Annotated in this window: 12 protein-coding genes; 8 read left to right on the top strand and 4 right to left on the bottom strand. The window is 68.1% G+C overall.

Annotation, left to right across the window (positions count from 1 at the left end; translation table 11 throughout):
• The first annotated feature begins 252 nt into the window (after nt 1–252).
• Nucleotides 253–1,470: a cation:proton antiporter gene (locus NI25_RS17745; RefSeq protein ID WP_061443383.1), complete on the top strand. Its 1,218-nt coding sequence runs from the start codon at nt 253–255 to the stop codon at nt 1,468–1,470.
• A 39-nt stretch (nt 1,471–1,509) separates the two neighbouring features.
• Here NI25_RS17745 and NI25_RS17740 read toward each other — a convergent pair whose 3' ends face one another.
• Both NI25_RS17740 and NI25_RS17735 read right to left on the bottom strand, forming a co-directional pair.
• Complete coding sequence (locus tag NI25_RS17740) at nt 1,510–1,998, bottom strand: cation:proton antiporter regulatory subunit (RefSeq protein ID WP_061443382.1); 489 nt, start codon at nt 1,996–1,998, stop codon at nt 1,510–1,512.
• A 324-nt stretch (nt 1,999–2,322) separates the two neighbouring features.
• Complete coding sequence (locus NI25_RS17735) at nt 2,323–3,027, bottom strand: nucleotidyltransferase domain-containing protein (RefSeq protein WP_061443381.1); 705 nt, start codon at nt 3,025–3,027, stop codon at nt 2,323–2,325.
• Between the two features lie 161 nt (nt 3,028–3,188).
• Here NI25_RS17735 and NI25_RS17730 point away from each other — a divergent pair, with 161 nt between their 5' ends.
• A complete protein-coding gene (locus NI25_RS17730; protein ID WP_061443380.1) occupies nt 3,189–3,845 on the top strand; it encodes a ScbR family autoregulator-binding transcription factor in 657 nt (218 codons plus the stop codon).
• A 79-nt stretch (nt 3,846–3,924) separates the two neighbouring features.
• Here NI25_RS17730 and NI25_RS17725 read toward each other — a convergent pair whose 3' ends face one another.
• Nucleotides 3,925–4,347 (bottom strand): hypothetical protein, encoded by a 423-nt coding sequence (locus NI25_RS17725; protein ID WP_061443379.1) that lies wholly within the window; start codon nt 4,345–4,347, stop codon nt 3,925–3,927.
• A gap of 642 nt (nt 4,348–4,989) precedes the next feature.
• Entirely contained in the window at nt 4,990–5,430 is a 441-nt protein-coding gene (locus NI25_RS17715; RefSeq protein ID WP_061443377.1) for a hypothetical protein, read from the bottom strand.
• 55 nt (nt 5,431–5,485) lie between these two features.
• Here NI25_RS17715 and NI25_RS17710 point away from each other — a divergent pair, with 55 nt between their 5' ends.
• The 6 genes from NI25_RS17710 to drmB all read left to right on the top strand — a co-directional run bounded on the left by NI25_RS17710 (nt 5,486) and on the right by drmB (nt 19,293).
• The gene (locus NI25_RS17710; RefSeq protein ID WP_061443376.1) at nt 5,486–6,106 is read left to right on the top strand and encodes a TetR/AcrR family transcriptional regulator; all 621 of its coding nucleotides are present in this window, start codon (nt 5,486–5,488) and stop codon (nt 6,104–6,106) included.
• Between the two features lie 40 nt (nt 6,107–6,146).
• Entirely contained in the window at nt 6,147–7,367 is a 1,221-nt protein-coding gene (locus tag NI25_RS17705) for an acyltransferase family protein (protein WP_078884650.1), read from the top strand.
• A 731-nt stretch (nt 7,368–8,098) separates the two neighbouring features.
• A complete protein-coding gene (locus tag NI25_RS17700) occupies nt 8,099–12,820 on the top strand; it encodes a DEAD/DEAH box helicase (protein ID WP_061443375.1) in 4,722 nt (1,573 codons plus the stop codon).
• Nucleotides 12,817–14,334 (top strand): nuclease-related domain-containing DEAD/DEAH box helicase, encoded by a 1,518-nt coding sequence (locus tag NI25_RS17695; protein ID WP_061443374.1) that lies wholly within the window; start codon nt 12,817–12,819, stop codon nt 14,332–14,334. The genes NI25_RS17700 and NI25_RS17695 overlap by 4 nt, the downstream gene beginning before the upstream one ends.
• The gene (locus NI25_RS17690) at nt 14,331–17,510 is read left to right on the top strand and encodes a helicase-related protein (protein ID WP_061443373.1); all 3,180 of its coding nucleotides are present in this window, start codon (nt 14,331–14,333) and stop codon (nt 17,508–17,510) included. The genes NI25_RS17695 and NI25_RS17690 overlap by 4 nt, the downstream gene beginning before the upstream one ends.
• Nucleotides 17,491–19,293, top strand: a complete 1,803-nt coding sequence (gene drmB / locus NI25_RS17685) for a DUF1998 domain-containing protein (protein ID WP_061443372.1) — start codon at nt 17,491–17,493, stop codon at nt 19,291–19,293. The genes NI25_RS17690 and drmB overlap by 20 nt, the downstream gene beginning before the upstream one ends.
• Nucleotides 19,294–19,306: the final 13 nt, after the last annotated feature.

The raw sequence follows: 19,306 nt of genomic DNA, 5'->3' as shown, positions 1-19,306 counted from the left end.
TCCGTCTGCTGCGACAGGCCGCCTCGTATCCGCGTAGCTGCGGGCAGTCGTGCCGCTGGGGCGGCAGTGGGCGGCGGGCGTACCTCCCGGGCCGTTCAGGCACTGGGGGAGGCAGGCACCCCGCACCGCAGGGCAGCGCACCCGCCACCGATCACTCACCCGCGCCCCTCAACGCACCCGCACCCCCGCACCCGCGCCGCAGGCAACCCGCACGCCCCCCGCCACCGACCCACCCCGGAGGGACAGACGCCCGTGCACAACACGACCGCCGTGCTCATCGAACTCGGAGCGATCATCCTCGCTCTCGGACTCCTCGGCCGCATCGCCGGCCGCGTGGGCTTCTCGCCCATCCCGCTCTACCTGCTGGCCGGGCTCGCCTTCGGCCACGGCGGCATCCTGCCCCTGCAGGCCAGCGAGGAGTTCACCGCCACGGGCGCGGAGATCGGCGTCATCCTGCTGCTGCTCCTGCTCGGCCTGGAGTACAGCGCCTCGGAACTGGTCACCAACCTCAAGACCCAATACCCCTCCGGCGCCGTCGACTTCGTACTGAACGCGGTACCCGGCGCCGTGGCGGCACTGATCCTGGGCTGGAGCCCGGTGGCCGCCGTCGCGCTCGCGGGGGTCACCTGGATCTCCTCCTCCGGGGTGATCGCCAAGGTCCTCGGCGACCTGGGCAGGCTCGGCAACCGCGAGACCCCCGTCATCCTCGGCGTCCTCGTCATCGAGGACCTCGCGATGGCCGTCTACCTGCCGATCCTCACCGCGCTGCTCGCCGGCGTCAGCCTGGCCGGCGGCACCGTCACACTGCTGATCTCCCTGGGCACGGTCGGCGCCGTCCTCTACCTCGCGCTGCGCCACGGGCGGCTGATCAGCCGCGCGGTCTCCTCCGACAGCGCGGAAACGCTCCTGCTGGTGGTCCTCGGCCTCACGCTCGTCGTGGCGGGCCTCGCCCAGGAGCTGCAGGTGTCCGCCGCCGTCGGCGCGTTCCTCGTCGGCATCGCCCTGTCCGGCGAGGTCGCCGAGGGCGCCAGCAGCCTGCTCACCCCGCTGCGCGACCTGTTCGCCGCCGTCTTCTTCGTCTTCTTCGGCCTGTCCACCGACCCGGCCGACATCCCGCCCGTCCTCGTCCCCGCCCTGATCCTCGCCGTCGTCACCGCCCTCACCAAGGTCGCCACCGGCTGGTACGCCGCGCACCGGGCCGGACTGCGGGGCGCGGGGCGCTGGCGGGCGGGCGGCACGCTGGTCGCGCGGGGCGAGTTCTCGATCGTCATCGCCGGACTCGCGGTGGGCGTCGAGCCGCGCATCGGCCCGCTGGCGACGGCGTACGTGCTCATCCTCGTCGTACTCGGCCCGCTCACGGCCCGCTTCACCGAGCCCCTCGCCCGCCGCCTCACCCGCGGTCCGGGCAAGGCGGTCGAGACCGCGACCGCACCCGAGGCCACCACGGAGTCGACGCACGCCAACGCGTGAGCCGACGGGCGGCCCGCACCCGCTCCCGGCCCTCGGGGCTCACTCCCGCCCGAGGATCTCCGCGGCCGCGTCGACGCCCTCACGCGTACCGATCACGATCAGCGTGTCACCGCCGGCCAGCCGGAAGTCCGGACCCGGAGACGGCAGCGCCTCGGTCCGCCGCAGCACCGCGACGATGGACACGCCCGTCTCGGTACGGGTACGGGTGTCGCCCAGCAGGCGCCCGTTCCAGTGCGAGGACTGCGACAGCCCGACGCGCTCCGCGACCAGCCCCAGCTCGGTCGTCGACAGCAGGCTCGGGCTGTGATGCGCGGGCTTGAGCGCGTCGACGACCAGGGCCGCCTCCTGGGCGTCGAGCCGCAGCGACAGCGCGGGGTCGTCCTCCGTACCGTTCCTGCGGTACGCGCTCAGCGTCCGTGCCCCGTCCTTCTCCGCCACCACCGACAGCCGCCGCCGCTCGCGGGTGACCAGGTCGTAGCGCACCCCTATCCCCGGCAACGGCGTCCTGCTCGTACGCGCAGCACCCACGGCCGCCTCCCTGTCCGCCCATCAGGCCAGTCCTTCCGGCAACCCGGGACACCTTAGGCCCTGCCGACGCGTTCCTCCCTCCGCCCCCGTGCCTCAGCACCGCCCCCTCGCCGCGCACGGGCCGGAGGCCACCGGCAGCACGACGGCGTTCTTCCAGCCCAATCCGGCCTGATCACGTCAGCGGCACCGGGCCACGGGCACCCGCATCACTGGCGCCTGGGCACGAGCGGACCCGCCCCGGTGCCGGCCGGCGAGACCGAGCCGGCGCGAGCGAAGCGCGGGCCGGGCCCGGTAAGGGCCCGCTTCCCTCCGAAGGCGGACCGGTCAGGTGGTTCCGGCCCGTTTGTAGCCGACCCACAGCCGGCCGCCGGCCCGCGCGAGCACCTCGTCGACGACGGTCACGAGAGGCTCTGCCCTTCCCTCCAGCACCTCCCTCAGGCCGTGGTGGAGACGGGCGTTGAGCTCCGGCGCGGTTGTCTCCAGGCGGCGGGCCAGCCACTTTCCGCCGCCGGCCCAGGACCCGGAGACGGCCAGCGCCAGCTCACCGGTCCGATGGACCAGTTCGGTCGCGATGAACAGACGCTCGCTCGGGTCGGCGCTTCCCGCGAGGTCGTCCAAGAGGTCGGTGATCGCGTAGCGGCGGTCGTCGATCTCGTCCGCCGGCGCCGGCGGTGGTCCTGCGGCGATCAGTCTCCGGGCGTGTGCGGCGAGGCGCGCTCCGAGCCCGTCGGTGTCGAAGAGCAGCAGTCCTTCGGCACACATCCACAGCAACGGTGACCGTCGCGCCGGTAGTTCACGTTCGATGTAGGCGTGCCACGTCGCTTCGGTGTGCACGAACATCTCCACCGGCCACTCGGCGTACCGGAGGCTCTCGCGGTACGGAGCCGGGGCGCCGTGGAGCAGCACCACGACGTCGAGGTCCGACGTCGCCGTGCGGCGGCCTGTCGCGACGCTGCCGCCCAGGAACGCGGTGCGTGCTTCGGGGTGCTGCTGCTCCGCGACGGCGCGCGCGGCCTCGATGGCATCCATGCGTCAACTCTCGGCACTGGGCCCGCCGTGCGCACGCTCTTTTCCGTTCCGCTTCCGGCACCCGGCCCGCCCCGGCGGGCAGTTGACCCGTGAGCTATCGTGTGCGGGGAGTATGAGCAGGCATACGGTCTGTTGAGTCTCAGCCCGGGAGAGTCCAGCCGATGGCGAGGCAGCTACGCGCCGAGCGGACCCGCGCGACGATCGTCGGTGCGGCGGCCGACCTGTTCGACCGCCAGGGCTACGAGTCGACCAGCCTGAGCGAGATCGTCGCCCACGCCGGAGTCACCAAGGGCGCCCTGTACTTCCATTTCGCGGCGAAGGAAGACCTCGCCCACGCCATCATGGAGATGCAGTCCCGCACCTTCCGCCGGCTGGCGAAGGACCTGGACGGCCGGGGCTACTCCTCGCTGGAGACGCTGATGCGCCTCACCTTCGGCATGGCCCGGGTCTACGAGGAGGGGCCGGTGCTGCGCGCCGGAATGCGTCTCGCCACCGCGGGAGTGCCGGTGCGGCCGCCGTTGCCGCACCCCTTCACCGAGTGGCGGGACATCGCCACGGCACGGCTGCTGAACGCCGTGCAGCAGGCGGACGTGCACCCGGACATCGACGTGGACTCCATCGCCCACACCCTCGTATCCTCCGTCGTCGGTACCTGCGTCGTGGGCGGCACTCTCGAACCGGCCGGATGCCAACCCCGCCGCCTCGCGGAGATGTGGCACATCCGGATCCGGGGCATGGTCCCGGTGCCCCGGCGCGCCCGCTACCTCACCCTCGCGGCCCGCCTGCAACAGGAGACCACCACCGCTTCAGTTCGCTGACGCGCGGCCGACGAGGCGGCGGCTACGTGAAGCTCTCCGCTCCGCTCGCCTACGGCTGTGCCGATGCGAAGCCGGTCAGCTACAGCTGTGCCGATGCGAAGCCCGCCAGCAGGACGGCGGTGCCGCCGATCTCACCGATGATCAGGGCCTCGCGTACACCGCGCAGGCTGGGCCTCGAGTCACGCATCTGGTTGTCGGTCCGGGCCTGGACGCCGAGCCGTATGTAGTTCGAGACCGTCACGACGAACATGCCGACGATCGCGGCTGCGGCGGCGATGTTCACTGCGCCGGGCCAGCCGGAGAACTGGACGAGTGGTGCCACGATGGCCGAGGTCGCGAAGGAGTACATCAGTCCGGCGTTATGGGCGACGTTGACGTAGCGGTGTGCTGTTCCGTCCGGGGACGATATCGACTGCTGCCATTTCCACACCCCGACGACCAGTGACGCCAGGAAGATCAGGCCGGCAGCGAACAGGACCCAGGCGGTTTCCTGGCGAATCATCGTTCTCCTCCGAATGCGGCACGAAGCTGCTCGCCCATTGGGGGGGGCAGTGAGCCGCGGGGGTTCGTCGCGTTGCGCGGAGCAGCGGGCCAACGGCGCCGGCTCGAGGGCAGGCTACGTCGCGTGTACTGTGCAGGGACCACACGGCGTGTGCGGTCATGTCCGTAGCCGGGCCGGTAACTTACCCGCCGCCTCGTCGAACGCCACGCCCGCCAGGCGGCTCCCGAACCGGCGCCGATCCGACCGCACCCCGGCCTGGCCGCTCTGGCCGCCCCGGCCCCGCGCGAGCTGGACGTTCTGCGCCTGCTCGCCCAGGGCCTGAGCAACACCGAACCGGCTGCCGTCTCCACCTGTCCGATACCGCGTCAGAACCCACGTCTCGCACGTCCTCGCCAAACTTCAGCTGCGCGACCGGGTCCATGCGGTGGTCCTCGCCTACGAGACCGGACTGATCACTGTGGCTTCGGCTGCTGCCCCGGCGTCGACGGGGGCGGAGGCGTCACCGTCTCGCCCGGAATGACTTGAGGGGAGGCGGCGGGGCCGTCCTCTTCCTGCAGGGCTTTGGCCTCCGCCTCGAGGAGGCGGGCCGACGTGCCCGCGCCGCGCGTCAGTTCGGGTAGCTTCGCGACGCCGACCAGCGGTTCAAGGGCCGCCGCTGACAGTCGTGGGAGGACGTACGCGGGCGATCGCCCGGCTCACGGGCAGCGCGGAGGCGACCACGAACACCCCGAACAGGACAAGGGGCGCCAGCCGCAGCAACTGCGCCGGATCATCGCGCAGCCAGTGCCGGTTGCCCCACGCGTTCGCGCAGACGTCGAGCACCATCACCACGCCCGCGAGCCGGACCCCTTCCCGCCGCACGAACGCCACCAGCACCACGACGAGCGGATCGAGCACCACCAGGCCGACGAAGAACACCTGCAGCGGCACCTGAGGGAAGACCGCATAGGCATGAACACCGTCACAGGCCAGGTCGAGCACATGGGCCCGCGTGCCGACCAGGAACCCGACCACGTACACGCCAAGCGCCCACCGCACCCACACAGGCTGTACGCCCCACCGCTCCCGCACCCCGAGCCTCACCGGATCACCGTAAGCCTCCTCAGATCCTCCGAGAGCGATTACGTACGCTGCGCCCATGCGACCTGTGGCGAAGAGTGACCTGACGGGGCGGGCACGGCTGCGTGAGGCGGCCCTGGAACTGTTCGCCGAGCGCGGTTTCGAGGCGACGTCGACCCGCGCGGTCGCGGCGGCAGCAGGTCTCTCCCCGGCCCTGGTGACCCGGCACTTCGGCTCGAAGCAAGGCCTGCGCGCGGCGGTCGACGCGTATGTCCTGGACCGCATCACCGAGCAGCTGCGGGCACTCGACCCGTCCACCGACCTGATGGCCTCCCTCGGGTCCGCCTCCGCCCATCTCTTCGGCGCCGACCCGGTCCTGCGCGGCTACCTGCGCCACGTCCTGATGGAGGACAGTGCGGCCAGTGCGGAACTCTTCGGCAGACTCCTGTCCGGCGCCCGCGCCGAGGTCGACCGCCTCACGACCGCCCACCAGGGCGAGGGGGAGGGACCGGACACGGAGTGGGCCGCGTTCCAGATGCTCTGCCTGATCCTCGGCCCCCTCCTCCTGGAGCGCGTCATGCAGCCCCAGCTCGACGAGCCGATGTTCGCCCCCGCCGTCCTGGCCCGCCGCAGCGCCGCCAATCAGAAACTCCTGCTGCGCGGCTACTACGGGCACCTGGAGGGGGAGGCCGGGGGCTAGCACCAGTGTGGGGTGTACACGTGTTCACGATCCTGTACGTATGCATACTTGCACTGTCGAAACCCCACCGGACAGCGTCCCGTCCACCGCACAGCGCGCAGCCCGCCCGAGCCGCCTGGCCTGGCTCGACAACCTCCGCATCGCCCTGACCGTCCTCGTCGTCGTCCACCACGCCGCCCAGGCATACGGGCCCGCCGACTGGTGGTACGTGGAGAAGCAGCCCAGGTCCTCCGCCCTGGCCACGCTCTCCGCGGTCGACGGCGCGTTCTTCATGAGCCTGTTCTTCTTCGTCTCGGCGGTCTTCGTGCCCGGCTCGTACGAACGCCGCGGTGCCCGCCGCTTTCTCACCGGCCGCCTTCTGCGTCTGGGCGTTCCGCTCCTCGTCGGCGCGCTGACGATCGTGCCCGGCCTGATGTACGCGTACTACGTCCACTACCGCGGCTACAGCCCCATCTCGTACGGCCGCTACTTCACCGACGTCTACCTCGGCCTCGGCGACAAACCCGCCGACTGGACCGGCCCGTCCTGGCCCGACCTCCAGTTCGGCCACCTCTGGTTCATCCAGAACCTGCTCGCCTACAGCGTCCTGTACGTGATCTGCCGTCAGGCGGCCCGTCTGCTGAAACACCGCGGCGACCGGGAGCACACCCGTCACGTCCCCGGCCACCGCACCCTGTTGCTGCTCACCGTCGCCCTGGCGGCGGCGACGTTCCTGATCCGCCTCAAGTACCCCCTGGACACCTGGGTCCCGGTCCTCGACTTCCTCCAGGTCGAACCGGCCCGCCTCCCGCAGTACGCCACCTTCTTCGCGCTCGGCGTCCTCGCCCACCGCCATGGCCGGCTGCACCGCTTCGACGCCCGAACGGGCTGGCTCTGGCTGACCGCCGGACTCCTCGGCGTCGCCCTGCTGTTCGCCGTCGGGGCGGACGCGCCGGCCTTCGGACCGGGCGGCCTCAACGGAGCCTCGGCGCTCTGGTCGACGTACGAGAGCTTCCTGTGCGTGGCGCTCAGCGTCGGCCTGCTCACCCTGTTCCGCGAGACGCTGACCGGCACGAACCGGCTCACCCGCGAACTGTCCGCCAGTTCCTACGCGGTGTACATCCTGCACCTGCCCATCGTGGTGACGGTGCAGTACTTCCTCGTGGACCGCGGCCTGACGGCGACCGCAGCCTGGCTCATCACATCTGCGGTCGGCGCGATGGCCGCCATCATGGCCGCCGCCGGGATCCGCAGGCTCCCCGGAGCCGCAAAGATCCTGTGACACGAGGCACTCGGCTTCGCGCGCGGCTCTACGTGGCGGTGCTCGACGGACTGCGGGCGTCGTCGGCCTGGCCGTGCTGGGAGACCCCGACCAAGATCTTCTCCCAGATTTCTCCCAAGCGACCACCGGAGACGCAGGAAGGGTCTGATCCTCGCTGAGGATCAGACCCTTGACCTGTTACTTCACTGTCGGGGTGGCGGGATTTGAACCCACGACCTCTTCGTCCCGAATGAGGTTCGGCTGCCACCCCTGCCAGCATGAATCCTGTTTTCCCTGGTCAGGTGGGTGGTCTCGCTTGGTCTCACGCCGTATGGAACGGGCTTGCGGAGTGGGTCGGCTCCCAAACGGCTCCCACAGCGTTTCCTACCAGCTCGGGCGAGGACCTTCACGCCGGCAATCGTGTGACGTTCCCGTTCACTTGGCCCATCCTCCTGTGCCACCGAGCCGGTGTCGTCTCGGCTCTCGCTGAGTGACCCGTCGACACCGACCCGTGACGTACCTGCGCCTTACAACTTGTGAAGGTTTGGCGTAGGTTTCTATCCTCCTGCTTCGACGACCGATCTGGTAATAGCCGGTCGGTCTGTCAGTGGATGCGTCTACAGTCCGTGGCAGGTCGGCGGTGTGGTGTGTGACACATCGTCGGTGTACATGGTGATCGACGTTTCAGGAGCCATGCAAGTGCGGCTTTGGCAGTGGTGCGTTGCTGTGTCAGCAGCGGGGGCGGTGTAGGCGTGGCGACGAATCGAGCCGGTTGGATTCCCGACGAGCGTCTGGTTCGCGAGGTCGACGACCTCTTCGAGCGGGCGACCAACTCGTATCGTGCGAACTCGCACCTGATCGCGGAGCACGCCAATCAGGAAGAGTCCATCCGAGTCGGCGGTTACTCGAACCGCACGCTACTGGAGCTGGTGCAGAACGCGGCCGACGCGATGTCAGGAGCCGCCGAGCACGAGGAGGGGGCCGGGCGGGTCGAGATCGTCCTCGACCTCGATCGCCAGGCCTTGTACTGCGCGAACGCCGGGCGTCCGTTTTCGCGTAGCGGCCTGACCACGCTCGCGCACGCGCACCTCAGCGGTAAGAGAGGCGATGAAATCGGGCGGTTCGGACTCGGGTTCAAGTCGGTACTCGCGGTCACCGACGCTCCGCAGGTGTTCAGCCGGTCGATCGCCTTCGAGTTCAACTCTCCCGAGGCGAAGGCGGCCCTCGCGGCGATCGCCCCCGCATCCAAGAGGCTGCCGGTCCTAAGGACCCTGACGCGGATCGATGCCGACGTCGAGTTCGCCGAGGACCCGATCCTGGCCGAGCTGGCGGAGTGGGCGGTGACGATCGTCAGACTGCCGCGCGCGTCGAGGTTGGAGAACCTCCGGAGGGAGATCGAGGAGTTCCGCTCCGAGTTCCTCCTCTTCGTCAACTCGGTGCGCGAGGTTCGGCTCCGGGTCGTCGGCGCCGACGCCGACTTCGTGACGAGCCACGTGTCGCGTGACCTCGGTGACGGTAGGTTCCGCATCGAGCGTCCCGACGGTGACCACGAGGAGTGGTACGTCGAGAATCGGATGCACGCACCCAGCCCCGAGGCTCGGACCGAGGTCGGTGAAGCGGTGTCGCGTGACCGGATGAAGGTCACGGTCGCCATGCCGGCACGGTTCGCCCAACTGAAGACGGGCGGGTTCTGGTCGTATTTCCCGCTCCAGGACAGGACGTCGGCATCCGCCCTCTTCAACGCCCCTTGGAGCGTGAACGACGACCGCACCACGCTGCTCGCGAACACGTACAACCGGGAGATCCTCGTGACTCTCTCCGGGATGTTCCTCGACATGTTGCCGAAGGTCTCGTCCTTCGACGATCCTGCAGCGCACTTGGACTACATGCCTGCACGTGGTCGCGAGACCCACTCGTTCGGCGATGAGATCCTCTGCGTTCATATCCCGCAGCTCGGATGCGAGAGGGCTCTGATCCCCGATGCTGCAGGTGTACTGCGCACGCCGCCGGAGCTCCGTCCTCTCGACTTCCGCGTCAGCGAGGCGTCCGAGCGCGACCACGAAGAGTGGATCAAGTCGCCCCACACCAGTGGCGATGTGCCGCACTGGCGTTGCTACGCCAACAATCAGCGTATGACGCGTCTGCGGACGCTTTACGTGTGCAGTGTCTCCTCCGCCTTCGTCGACTCGCGGCCGAGGGATGAGGCTAAGGCGCTGGAGAAAGTACCCAAGAGAGGCGTCCTGTCGTGGCTGCGCGAGTGGGCGGAAGGGGCCGACGCGGCCTCTGCCGCGAGAGCGCTCGACTTCGTGCTGCGGAATCCCAGAGTCGACGGCATCGGCTCCGCGAAGGTCATACCCACGACTGACGGCATGAAGTCCGTCAAGGATCGCGGTCAGGTCTTCCTCCATCGCGTGGAGGGCATCGAGGTCGAAGGATCATGCTTCGTCGATCCGGACTTTCTGGCCGTTCCCGGCGTCGAGAAGAAGCTCGGTGACAGGGGCTTCCGAGACCTGGACCCGCTCGCGAAGTTCGAGGCCAGGATGGCCAAGCTGTCGCCGGAGTCGGAGGACGACGAGCTTCCGAAATTCTGGGACGCGGCCGTCGACGTGCCCATAGCGCAGGCGCAGAAGGTCGTGGCGGGCAACAAGGCAGGTGCCCTCAAGGTTCCGACACGGGACGGCGGCTGGGCGTCGCCCGAGTACGTACTGGACATCGACGGCCTCGGTGACGGCATTGCCGACCGAGTGTTGGATAGGACGAAGTGCGTTCCCCAGATCGCCCATGCAGCAGGCGTCATCACAGAGCCTGTGGCTTCGTACTCGGTCGAAGAGGAGGTCCATTTCGACGACTACTGCCAGTACGTCCTGGATGAGCTGAACCGGAGGTTGGGGCCCGGGGAGCGCCACGTCGAAGAGGTCGAGTTCGACAAGGGCGACGGCCCGGGTCCGTTCTCGGCACTCCTCATGCTTAAGGAGGCGGAGGCGCCTGAGAGCATCCGCGAACACTGGACGGAGAGGCTGCTCAGGCTCGACGAGGCGGGTTACTGGCTCTGCACGGACGTCGACACGGGGCTCACCCACCGAGTCGCTTCCCCCGTGCGATGGGCGGTGGACCAGGCTGGCCTGCTGAAGTCGAGCCGCGGTTACCGGGCTCCCGGTCACGTCGTCTCCGCGTCGCTCGTCGAGTACGAGGCCCTGCTGCCTCTCTTCCGCGGACCGCGCCACGTCGAAGACGCCCTGGCACTGCCGAAGGCGCTGGACGAGGTTCCGGCGGAAGTCATGCGCGATGCGCTCCGATCGGAGGTCCTCAAGCCGATCAAGAACGGGGCCCTGACGGGGTTCGTCCTCACTGCCGGCAGGACCGCATTCCCGGACGGGCGTCCGGGTCTCATCCCCGCCAGGGTTGGACGCGTCATCGAGGCGAGGCGACCCGACGCGGTGTACTTGGCGACGACCGAAGAAGAACGCGCGTTCCTCAGCATGAGGCAGAAGCCGTACCTCAAGGCGGACCCCGACGAAGCGGAGCTGCTCGTCGAGGAGGTCGGATGTCGTCGGTTCGAGGACAGCTTCTCCTTCTCGCTGCTGGTCGACGGCCGGCAGGGCGAGGAGCGCGTCATCGACTTGTACGCCGGGCTGCGTTCGACGTTCGTCGAGGACAAGGTCGTGAACGCGACCGTGGCGAAGGCCGTCCAAATCACAAAGCGCGTGACCACCGAGGACGGCGTCGAGGACCAGACGCTCGAGTGGCATCTCGAGGGGCTGACTCTTGTGGTCCATGCCGACCTCGACGAAGAGCGCGTGCTGCAGATCGTCAACGGCGCGTTCGACCTGCGTCTGTCGAACGCCGAGCTGAGCGACATCCTCCGAGCACGTGCAGACCAACGTTTGGAGGAACAGCGGCAAGCCGCCCGGGCCGCAACCGGTGATGCGGAGCGCCTGGAGATCTTCTTCGGCGACGACACGCTGAAGGAGTGCCTGCCGAAGGGGCTCTGGCAGGCACTCGAAGGGCAGGGCCTGGTGGACGACTCCACGTCCGTTGCGGAGCTCTTCCTGACGGTCTACGGCAGTGACTCGATCAGATTCCTCAAAGATCAATTCAGCATCGAGGGGTACACGGACGTTCCCACGGCGTGGGCGGGGGGAGCGTCGACCGTCGCCTGGCTCCGGAAGATGGGATTCGGCACGCAGTATGCCGGACGGCGCGGTCGGCACCAGGACGAGGAGTTCGTCGTGCCCGGTGCCGTGAGGCTCAACCCTCTGCACGATTTCCAGAAGGAGATCAGCCGGGAGCTGAAGGAGGTTCTGACGTCCCGGGAAGCGGACGGGCGCGCACGCAAGGGCATGGTGGAACTTCCGACGGGAGCCGGAAAAACTCGCGTCGCCACCGAAACCGTGCTGCGGCTCTTCGTTGACGGCGACATGAGCGGAACCGTGATCTGGATCGCGCAGTCGGAGGAGCTCTGCGAGCAGGCGGTGCAGACGTTCGAGACCGTCTGGCGCTGGCTCGGCGACGAGCGTCCGTTGACCATCGGCAGGCTCTGGAACTCCAACGTGGTCCACGAGCCCGACACCGAGTTCAGCGTAGTCGTGGCCACCGACGCCAAGCTCGACAGGGTTGCCGACACCCCCGAGTACGAGTGGCTCAGTCGCGCGTCCGCGGTGTTCATCGACGAGGCGCACCGGGCGGGCGGGTCGAAGATGTACACGAAGATCCTCAGGTGGCTCGGAGTCGACGGCCGTAGCTGGGAGCGGCCTCTGGTGGGCGTCTCGGCCACCCCGTTCAAGGGGAAGAGCGACGTCGTCACCAAGCCGACGGAGGAGCTGGCGGCCCGTTTCGGCCACCACATCATGAGGGCCTTCGGAGGCAACGCCTACGAGGAGCTGTCGAGGAGGGGCGTCCTCGCGCGGGTTCGACACGAGGTGCTGAAGGGCGTGGACGTCGCGCTGAAGCCGGACGAACTCGAGCAGGTGCAGTCGTGGCGCAAACTCGAGCCCAAGGTCCTCGACCGCATCGGGCGGGACCAGGCCCGCATGCGGATTCTCGTGGAGGACATTCTTCGCCGGGACCCGGAATGGCCGATCCTCGTGTTCACTCCGAACGTCCTGTCCGCCCAGGTCCTCGCCGCCACGCTCCGATACCGGCAGGTCGCGGCCGAGGCGGTCAGCGGCCAGACCGGACGGCAGGCACGCCGTGACGTAATCGAGAAGTTCAAGAAGGGGGAGATCCGGGTCCTGGCGAACTGCGATCTGTTGATCCAGGGCTTCGACGCACCGGGTGTCCGGGCCCTGTACATCGCGAGGCCGACGTTCAGCCCCAGCGCGTACATCCAGATGGCCGGCCGCGGACTGCGCGGCCCCGCGAACGGCGGCAAACCGGAGTGCCTCATCGTGGACGTCGCCGACAACTTCGGGGCGGTCAACGATTTCCTCGGATACCGCGCCTACGAAGACCTCTGGCGAAAGCAGGGAGCATGATCCTGGTACCGGATCTCGCCGACGTCGAGACTACGACCACCAGCAACGCCGAACGGCGGGTGGCGCGACTGCTGCGGGCGATCGACGGGCCCCACGGGGCGGTCGCCTTCCACTCGGTGAAGCTGCGGAGTCATGCGGTCAAGCAGCAGGGGGAAGCCGACTTCGTCGTGCTCTGGGACGGTGTCGTCGTCATCGTCGAGGTCAAGGGCGGGGGCGTCAGGAAGTACGACGGCGTCTGGTACTCCATCGACCGCCACGGTGACTGGAAGAAGCTGCGCGAGTCCCCGATGGACCAGGCGCAGTCGGCGATGTACGCGTTGCGCGACATTCTTCAGGAGGAAGGCGTCGGTTGGTTCGCGACCGAGGCCGTCGCCCTCACCCCCGACATCGACGCGCCTCCGGCCGCGGTCGAGTGGAAGGGGAGCCACTGGTGGGCCAGGGACCAGATGACCATCGCGGCGATGACGGAATCCTTCGAGAAGGTCGCCGGTGAGGCTAGGACGGCACCCTTCGGAGTCAGGATCGCTCGGTCCGAGACCCTGCGGGCGCGCCTTTTCGGCGAGTTCACGCGGATGCCCGTGATCGATGCACAGCGGGGCGCCGTCCTGGAGGAGCAGAACCGGGCGACCGAGGGGCAGGCACGGGTCCTGGCCGCGCTCTCCCGAAACCCGAGGATGCTCGTCTTCGGCGGTGCGGGCACCGGAAAGTCCCTGGTGCTGGTGGAAGGCGCGAAGCAGGAGGCGGGCGAGGGAAAGTCGGTTCTCATCACCTTCCACTCACCCGCCCTCGTCGACTTCTTCGGTCCGCGGATCGAGGGCAGAGACATCGATCTTCTTCCGTTCGCGGACTTGTCAGGTGACAAGCAGTACGACGTCGTCTTCGTCGACGAGGCGCAGGACCTTATGAACGCCGAGGGTATGGACGCACTGGATTCCGTGATCCGCGGAGGTCGCGAGGGCGGTCGGTGGAGGATGTTCCTGGATCCGAACAACCAGGCGCGCGTCGACGGCGAATTCGACCCTGATGTCTGTGAGCTGGTCCAGCAGGAGGCGCTCCAGTACGACCTGGACCGGAACGTCCGCAACACCCGGGCGATCGTCCACGTCGTGCAGGAATACCTGGGCGCCGACGTCGGAGACCCGGGCATCGTCCACGGTGACCGAGTGGAATGGCGGTGGTCCGATGGGACGGCCGACGTCGACGCGGCGGAATCCGTGGCCCGGGACCTCGTCGCGGACGGCGTCCGTCGTCAAGACATCTGGATCATCAACGTCTCCGAGGGCGCCGAGCCTTATAGAAGCGAGGCCGGGTTCCTCGTGACGAACCCGCGGTTCGCCAAGGGGCTGGAAGCAGAGCACGTCATCGTCTGCGGCCTGCCCCGTGAGTACGACGATCGGGGCCTGGCCGCCTTCTACGTGGCAGTCACGAGGGCGCGGGTCACGCTCCACGTGATCGCGTCCAAAGAGGACAAGAAGCGGCTCCAGGCTCTTCTTCGAAAGCAGGTCTGCAAGTGAACCTCACCGTGGCTCAGAAGAAGGCCCTGGAACACCTTCGAGAGTCCTACGTAGGGCCCGAGGCGGGCGATGACGAGGTCACGACGAACCTGCCTCACCGGCAGTACGCCGTCGGCATGCTGTTCCCGGTCGAGGCCGGGAATCGAGGGACTCACGGCGGCGGAGACACGGACGAAGACGTTTCCGCCGACGTCCCGGACGGCGAGGTGGAGGAGAGCGGCGCCGGGATCCCCCTGGCAGAGGACTGGAGGCCCTCGTCCGTCGCGATCTCCTTCGTCACCGACGGCGATTCCGTCGACGTCGACTTCTCGTGCGGCACGTACGCCGTCGTCGACGGGGACGGGCCACCCGGATGGCGGCGTACTCCGTTCTCCGCCGGCGTCATCGAGCTCCGGCGGGAGAAGAAGATCGAGCGCCTGTCCGTGGGGGGTGTTTCGGTCGAGGTCGGATCGCGCTGGCGCGTCTTCGGGGGAAACTCGTTGGTCACCGTCCATGTACGGGTTCTGACCGAGTCCACGGGTGACGACCGTCTCGACATCCCCGGGATGCTGTTCCAGGTCCGTCTGGCCGTCACTCCGTCCGCTGGTGCAGAGATCCTGGAGTACGACACGACGCGTTCGTTCGACGCCGATCCGGAAGCCGCCGAGCTGCGTCTGCGGTACCGCAACCGAAAGGTCTACGCGGTCGGGCACGGAATGGCCGCGGACTGGGAGTTCACGGCTGGCCGTTGCACACGGATCTTCCTCGAACCCGTCCCGGCGTTCGTGGTGCCCGCCGTCGAGACCACGGGTTTCGACGAGGGGACGGCCGAAGCCGGGGCCTTGGAGATGAGGCACCTCCAGCAGATCGACGAGGACCCCGGAGCGGTACTGCAATCGTTGGACGCCTTCGTCGAGGCGTTCGCCGGCTGGGCTTCCCGGCAGATGGAACGGGCGGAAGCGTTCGGCGACGACAAAGCCGTGGCCGTCCGTATCGCCGAACGTTCGGAGAACACGGTCGGCAGGATGAAGAAGGGCGTCGACCTCCTCCGGTCACCCGAACAGCAACATCTCCGAACGGCATTCTCACTCGGCATGGCCGCCATGCGCCTTCAGATGCGGCAGGGGGCGATCAACCGTGGGGAGCCGGAGGACCAGGTGCGGGAACCGGAGTGGCGGCCGTTCCAACTCGGCTTCCTGCTAGTCTCGCTGGCTTCCACCGTTGACGAGAGGCACGAGGACCGGGGACTCGTCGACCTCATCTGGTTTCCGACCGGTGGTGGTAAGACCGAGGCATACCTGGGTCTCGCCGCGATCGAGGTCTTCCGCCGACGGCTCGGCCACGGTACGGCCGGTGGGGGAACCGCCGTCATCACCCGCTATACCCTGCGGCTCCTGACCGCTCAGCAATTCCAGCGGGCCGCGGCATTGGTCTGTGCGATGGAGAGGTTGCGGGCCACGGACGGCCGGGCGAAGGGGATGGCGCCTTTTTCGATCGGTCTGTGGGTCGGCAACGAAGTCACCCCCGGTACGCGTGGAGAGGCGCGTGACGCGCTCAAGCGTCTTCAGAAGGCCGCGCGTCCGGAAGAGGCGAACGAGTTCCAGGTCGAGAGCTGCCCGTGGTGTTTGACGCCGATGGTGCCGAAGCTCAGGAGCGACAAGCCGCATGCCTACGGCATGCGTCTGGTGGGACCGGACGTCGTACTCCATTGCGTCGACGAGTCGTGCGAGTTCACCGACGGGCTTCCGCTCGCGGTCGTCGACGAGGTGTTGTACGAGGAACCGCCCACAATCCTGCTGGCCACCGTCGACAAGTTCGCACGTCTGCAGTTCAAGCCGGAAGCCGGGAGGCTGCTCGGTCTCGGGACCATTTTCAAGCAACCGTCCATGATCATTCAGGATGAGTTGCACCTGCTCTCGGGGCCGCTCGGGACCACCGTCGCCGTTTTCGACGCGGTGATCCAGCTCCTGCTGAGCCGGTCGGGGGTCAGCCCCAAGATCGTGGCTTCGACGGCCACCATCCGCGCGTCCGAGGAACAGGTGGGAGGGCTCTACGGACGAAAAGTCGCCCTGTACCCGCCGTCGGGGCTCGACGACGACCGGACGTTCTTTTCCCGCCCCGTTGAGAGCGGAGAAGGGCGTCTCTACGTCGGTTTGATGCCGCAGTCGGTCTCGCAGCCGTCGGCCGTCATCGCCGCCGTCACCCCCATGGTGGAGATGCCCGAGGCACTCGCCGCCCGCGCTCCGTCCGCCGCGCCACGGGACGCGTACTGGACACTGGTCATGTATCACAACAGCCTCCGCGAGCTCGGGCGTACCGGAACGCTGGTCGTCGACGACGTCAACGGCCGTCTGGAGCCTCGTGCCGAAAGGCTCGGTTTCCCGCTGCGTCCCGTCAGGGCCGGAAAGGTCCTCGAACTGACGAGTCGCCGCGGAGCGGAGGAGCTGCCGAACGACCTCCGTGCGCTCCGGATCGGGGTCGACGAGTCGTCGGACGCCGTGGACGTGGTCCTCTCGTCGAACATGCTCTCCGTGGGCATCGACATTCCGAGGCTCGCGCTGATGCTCATGGTGGGGCAGCCGAAGACCACGGCCGAGTACATCCAGGCCACCAGCCGTGTCGGGCGTGGAGACACGCAAGGCGTCGTCGTCACGCTGTTCCGGTCGAGCAGGGCCCGCGACCGATCGCACTTCGAGACCTTCCGCGGTTATCACGAGGCTCTTTACCGGAGCGTAGAGCCCACGAGTGTCACGCCGTGGTCGTTGGCCTCGCGCAACCGCTCGCTCGCCGGCGCACTCGTGGCGCTGTTGAGGCAGTCGTTCAGCGCGCTCGCCCCGAACGACGCCGCGGGTCGGCTGGACCTCGGGGACGACAAGATCCGCGAAGCGGTCGACCGACTCGTCGACGGGTTTCTCGGTTACGTGACGCGCGCCGACGGTCTCGAAGCGGAGGAGACGCGCTCTGCGGTGGGCAGCCTTCTGAGGGATTGGGACCGGCGGGCGGCACAGGCACGCGAGGCGGACGAGCCGCTGTACTACCAGCGCACGAAGAAGGATCAAGCAGCTCTGTTGAAGAGGTTCGGTCAGCCCGGAGAAGGGTGGCTCGTCGGAGACTCGATGAGGTCTGTGGAGCCAAACGTGGCGGTCGAGGTCCAGGAGCCGCAGGAGGAGGTGCACCGTGGAGAAGATCAGGCATGACCTGCGCCTCTCCGAGACGATCTCGCCGTTCGGTGTGGGAGCGATCGTCGACGTCCGGGGTGAGTCGCTCATGGCGCCGGACACGTCCTGGTGGGACAAGAGATTCGCCCATGAGATCAGCTGTGAGCGACTGATGGCGCGCCTCGGTGCCGGCGTCCTCAGGCAACCGCCGGAACATGCGGGTCGCGCCGGCAAGGACACTCCCGCGTTGCCCTACTGGCGCTTTCCCGCTTGGCGGTTCTGCGAACGCTGCGACAAGCTCTCGATGCTGACCGGGAAAAAGAAAGGTAAGTGGAGTAACGCCTGTGAGTGTGGCGGCGCCCTCGTACCGATGCGCTACATCGCCGTCTGTGAGAAGGGCAGCCACGCCCAGGACGTCAACTGGTTCAAGTGGGCGCATCGTGGGCGCGGGGCGAGCCTGAGCGAAGCGGTCCGTTTCTGCCGCGATTACAAGGCGCTCAGGTTCCACAAGCTGGCCACCCGTGGCGAAGGTCTCGCGGCGTTGGTGGTGAAGTGCTATGGATGCGGAAACGAGCGCAGGCTCGCGGAACTCGTGACGAAGGGGGCTCTGCACCGGGACGGGATCCGTTGCGCGGGGCGGCAACCCTGGGAGCCGGAGGACTCCGTCAAGAAGCCCTGCCCGTACGAGCTGGTCGCCGTTCAGCGCGGTGCCACGGGCAATTACATCGCCGAGAGGATCTCGGCTCTCGACATACCCGAGGAACGTCCGCAGTCCGCGGAGGCGGCCGACAAGATCCGCGGGCACGTGTTCTTCGAGAAGGTGGTGACGGACAACGGCGGGCCCCTGTCGGAGCAGGTGGCGGAGTGGATCGCCGACGATCTCGGAGTTACGTCGGAAACCGTCCTCGCCGTGGCGGCGGGGGAGGAGACCGCACCGGACGAGATGCTGCTCGATCTCAAGGATGGTGAGTGGGCGGCGTTCCTGAAGAAGCTGGACGGTGGACGTGACGGTTCGGGAAGCGACTTCGTCGTCGACGGACGAAGCCTCGGAGGCGTCACAGGGCCGCAGAGTCTGCTCGGCAAGATCAGCGGCGTCGGGCAGGTGCGCAGGGTCCGTGAGGTCCGTGCTCTACGAGGATTCCGGCGTCATGACGCAGAAGCGGCAATGATCAGCGTTGATCTGGGGGCGGACCAGCGGCGTTGGCCCACCTACCCGGCGATCGAGCTGTTCGGGGAGGGGATCTTCCTGCGGTTCGACGAGCGGAAGCTCGCCGAGTGGGAGGCGCAACCGGAGGTGGAGGCACGCGCCGGCATCCTCAAGGAGCGCAGGGCCGACTCTCCCTGGGCCGGCCGCCTCGACATGCCGGAACCCAGGTACATCGCCCTGCACACGCTGGCGCACCTGCTTATCCGGCGACTGGCGTTCGCAAGCGGTTATGCATCCGCCGCGCTGCAGGAGCGGATCTACGCTAACTCCGACCGTACGGACAAGACCGCCGGGATCTTGATCTACACCGCGGCGGGGGACGCTCAGGGGACCCTCGGCGGCCTCGTCAGACTCGGGGCCCCCGAGAAGTTGATCCCGCTCCTGGTGGCCGCTCTGGACGACGCGGATATCTGTTCCAACGACCCGGTCTGCATCGAGAGCGATCGGCAGGGAGCCTCACAGCTGAACCTCTCGGCCTGCCACGGTTGCTCCCTGGTGAGCGAGACCTCCTGCGAAACCGGAAACCGGCTGCTTGATCGACAGCTGGTGCTAGGCGGAAGCGATGTGAGGGGACTCTTGGACGATGTTCTGGCGGAGGTCCGACAGCCAAGTTGATGTGGCGGCCGTC

This window comes from Streptomyces sp. CCM_MD2014 (assembly GCF_000772045.1).
Classification (GTDB): domain Bacteria; phylum Actinomycetota; class Actinomycetes; order Streptomycetales; family Streptomycetaceae; genus Streptomyces; species Streptomyces salinarius.
This window is presented reverse-complemented; position numbering and strand designations above follow the sequence as displayed.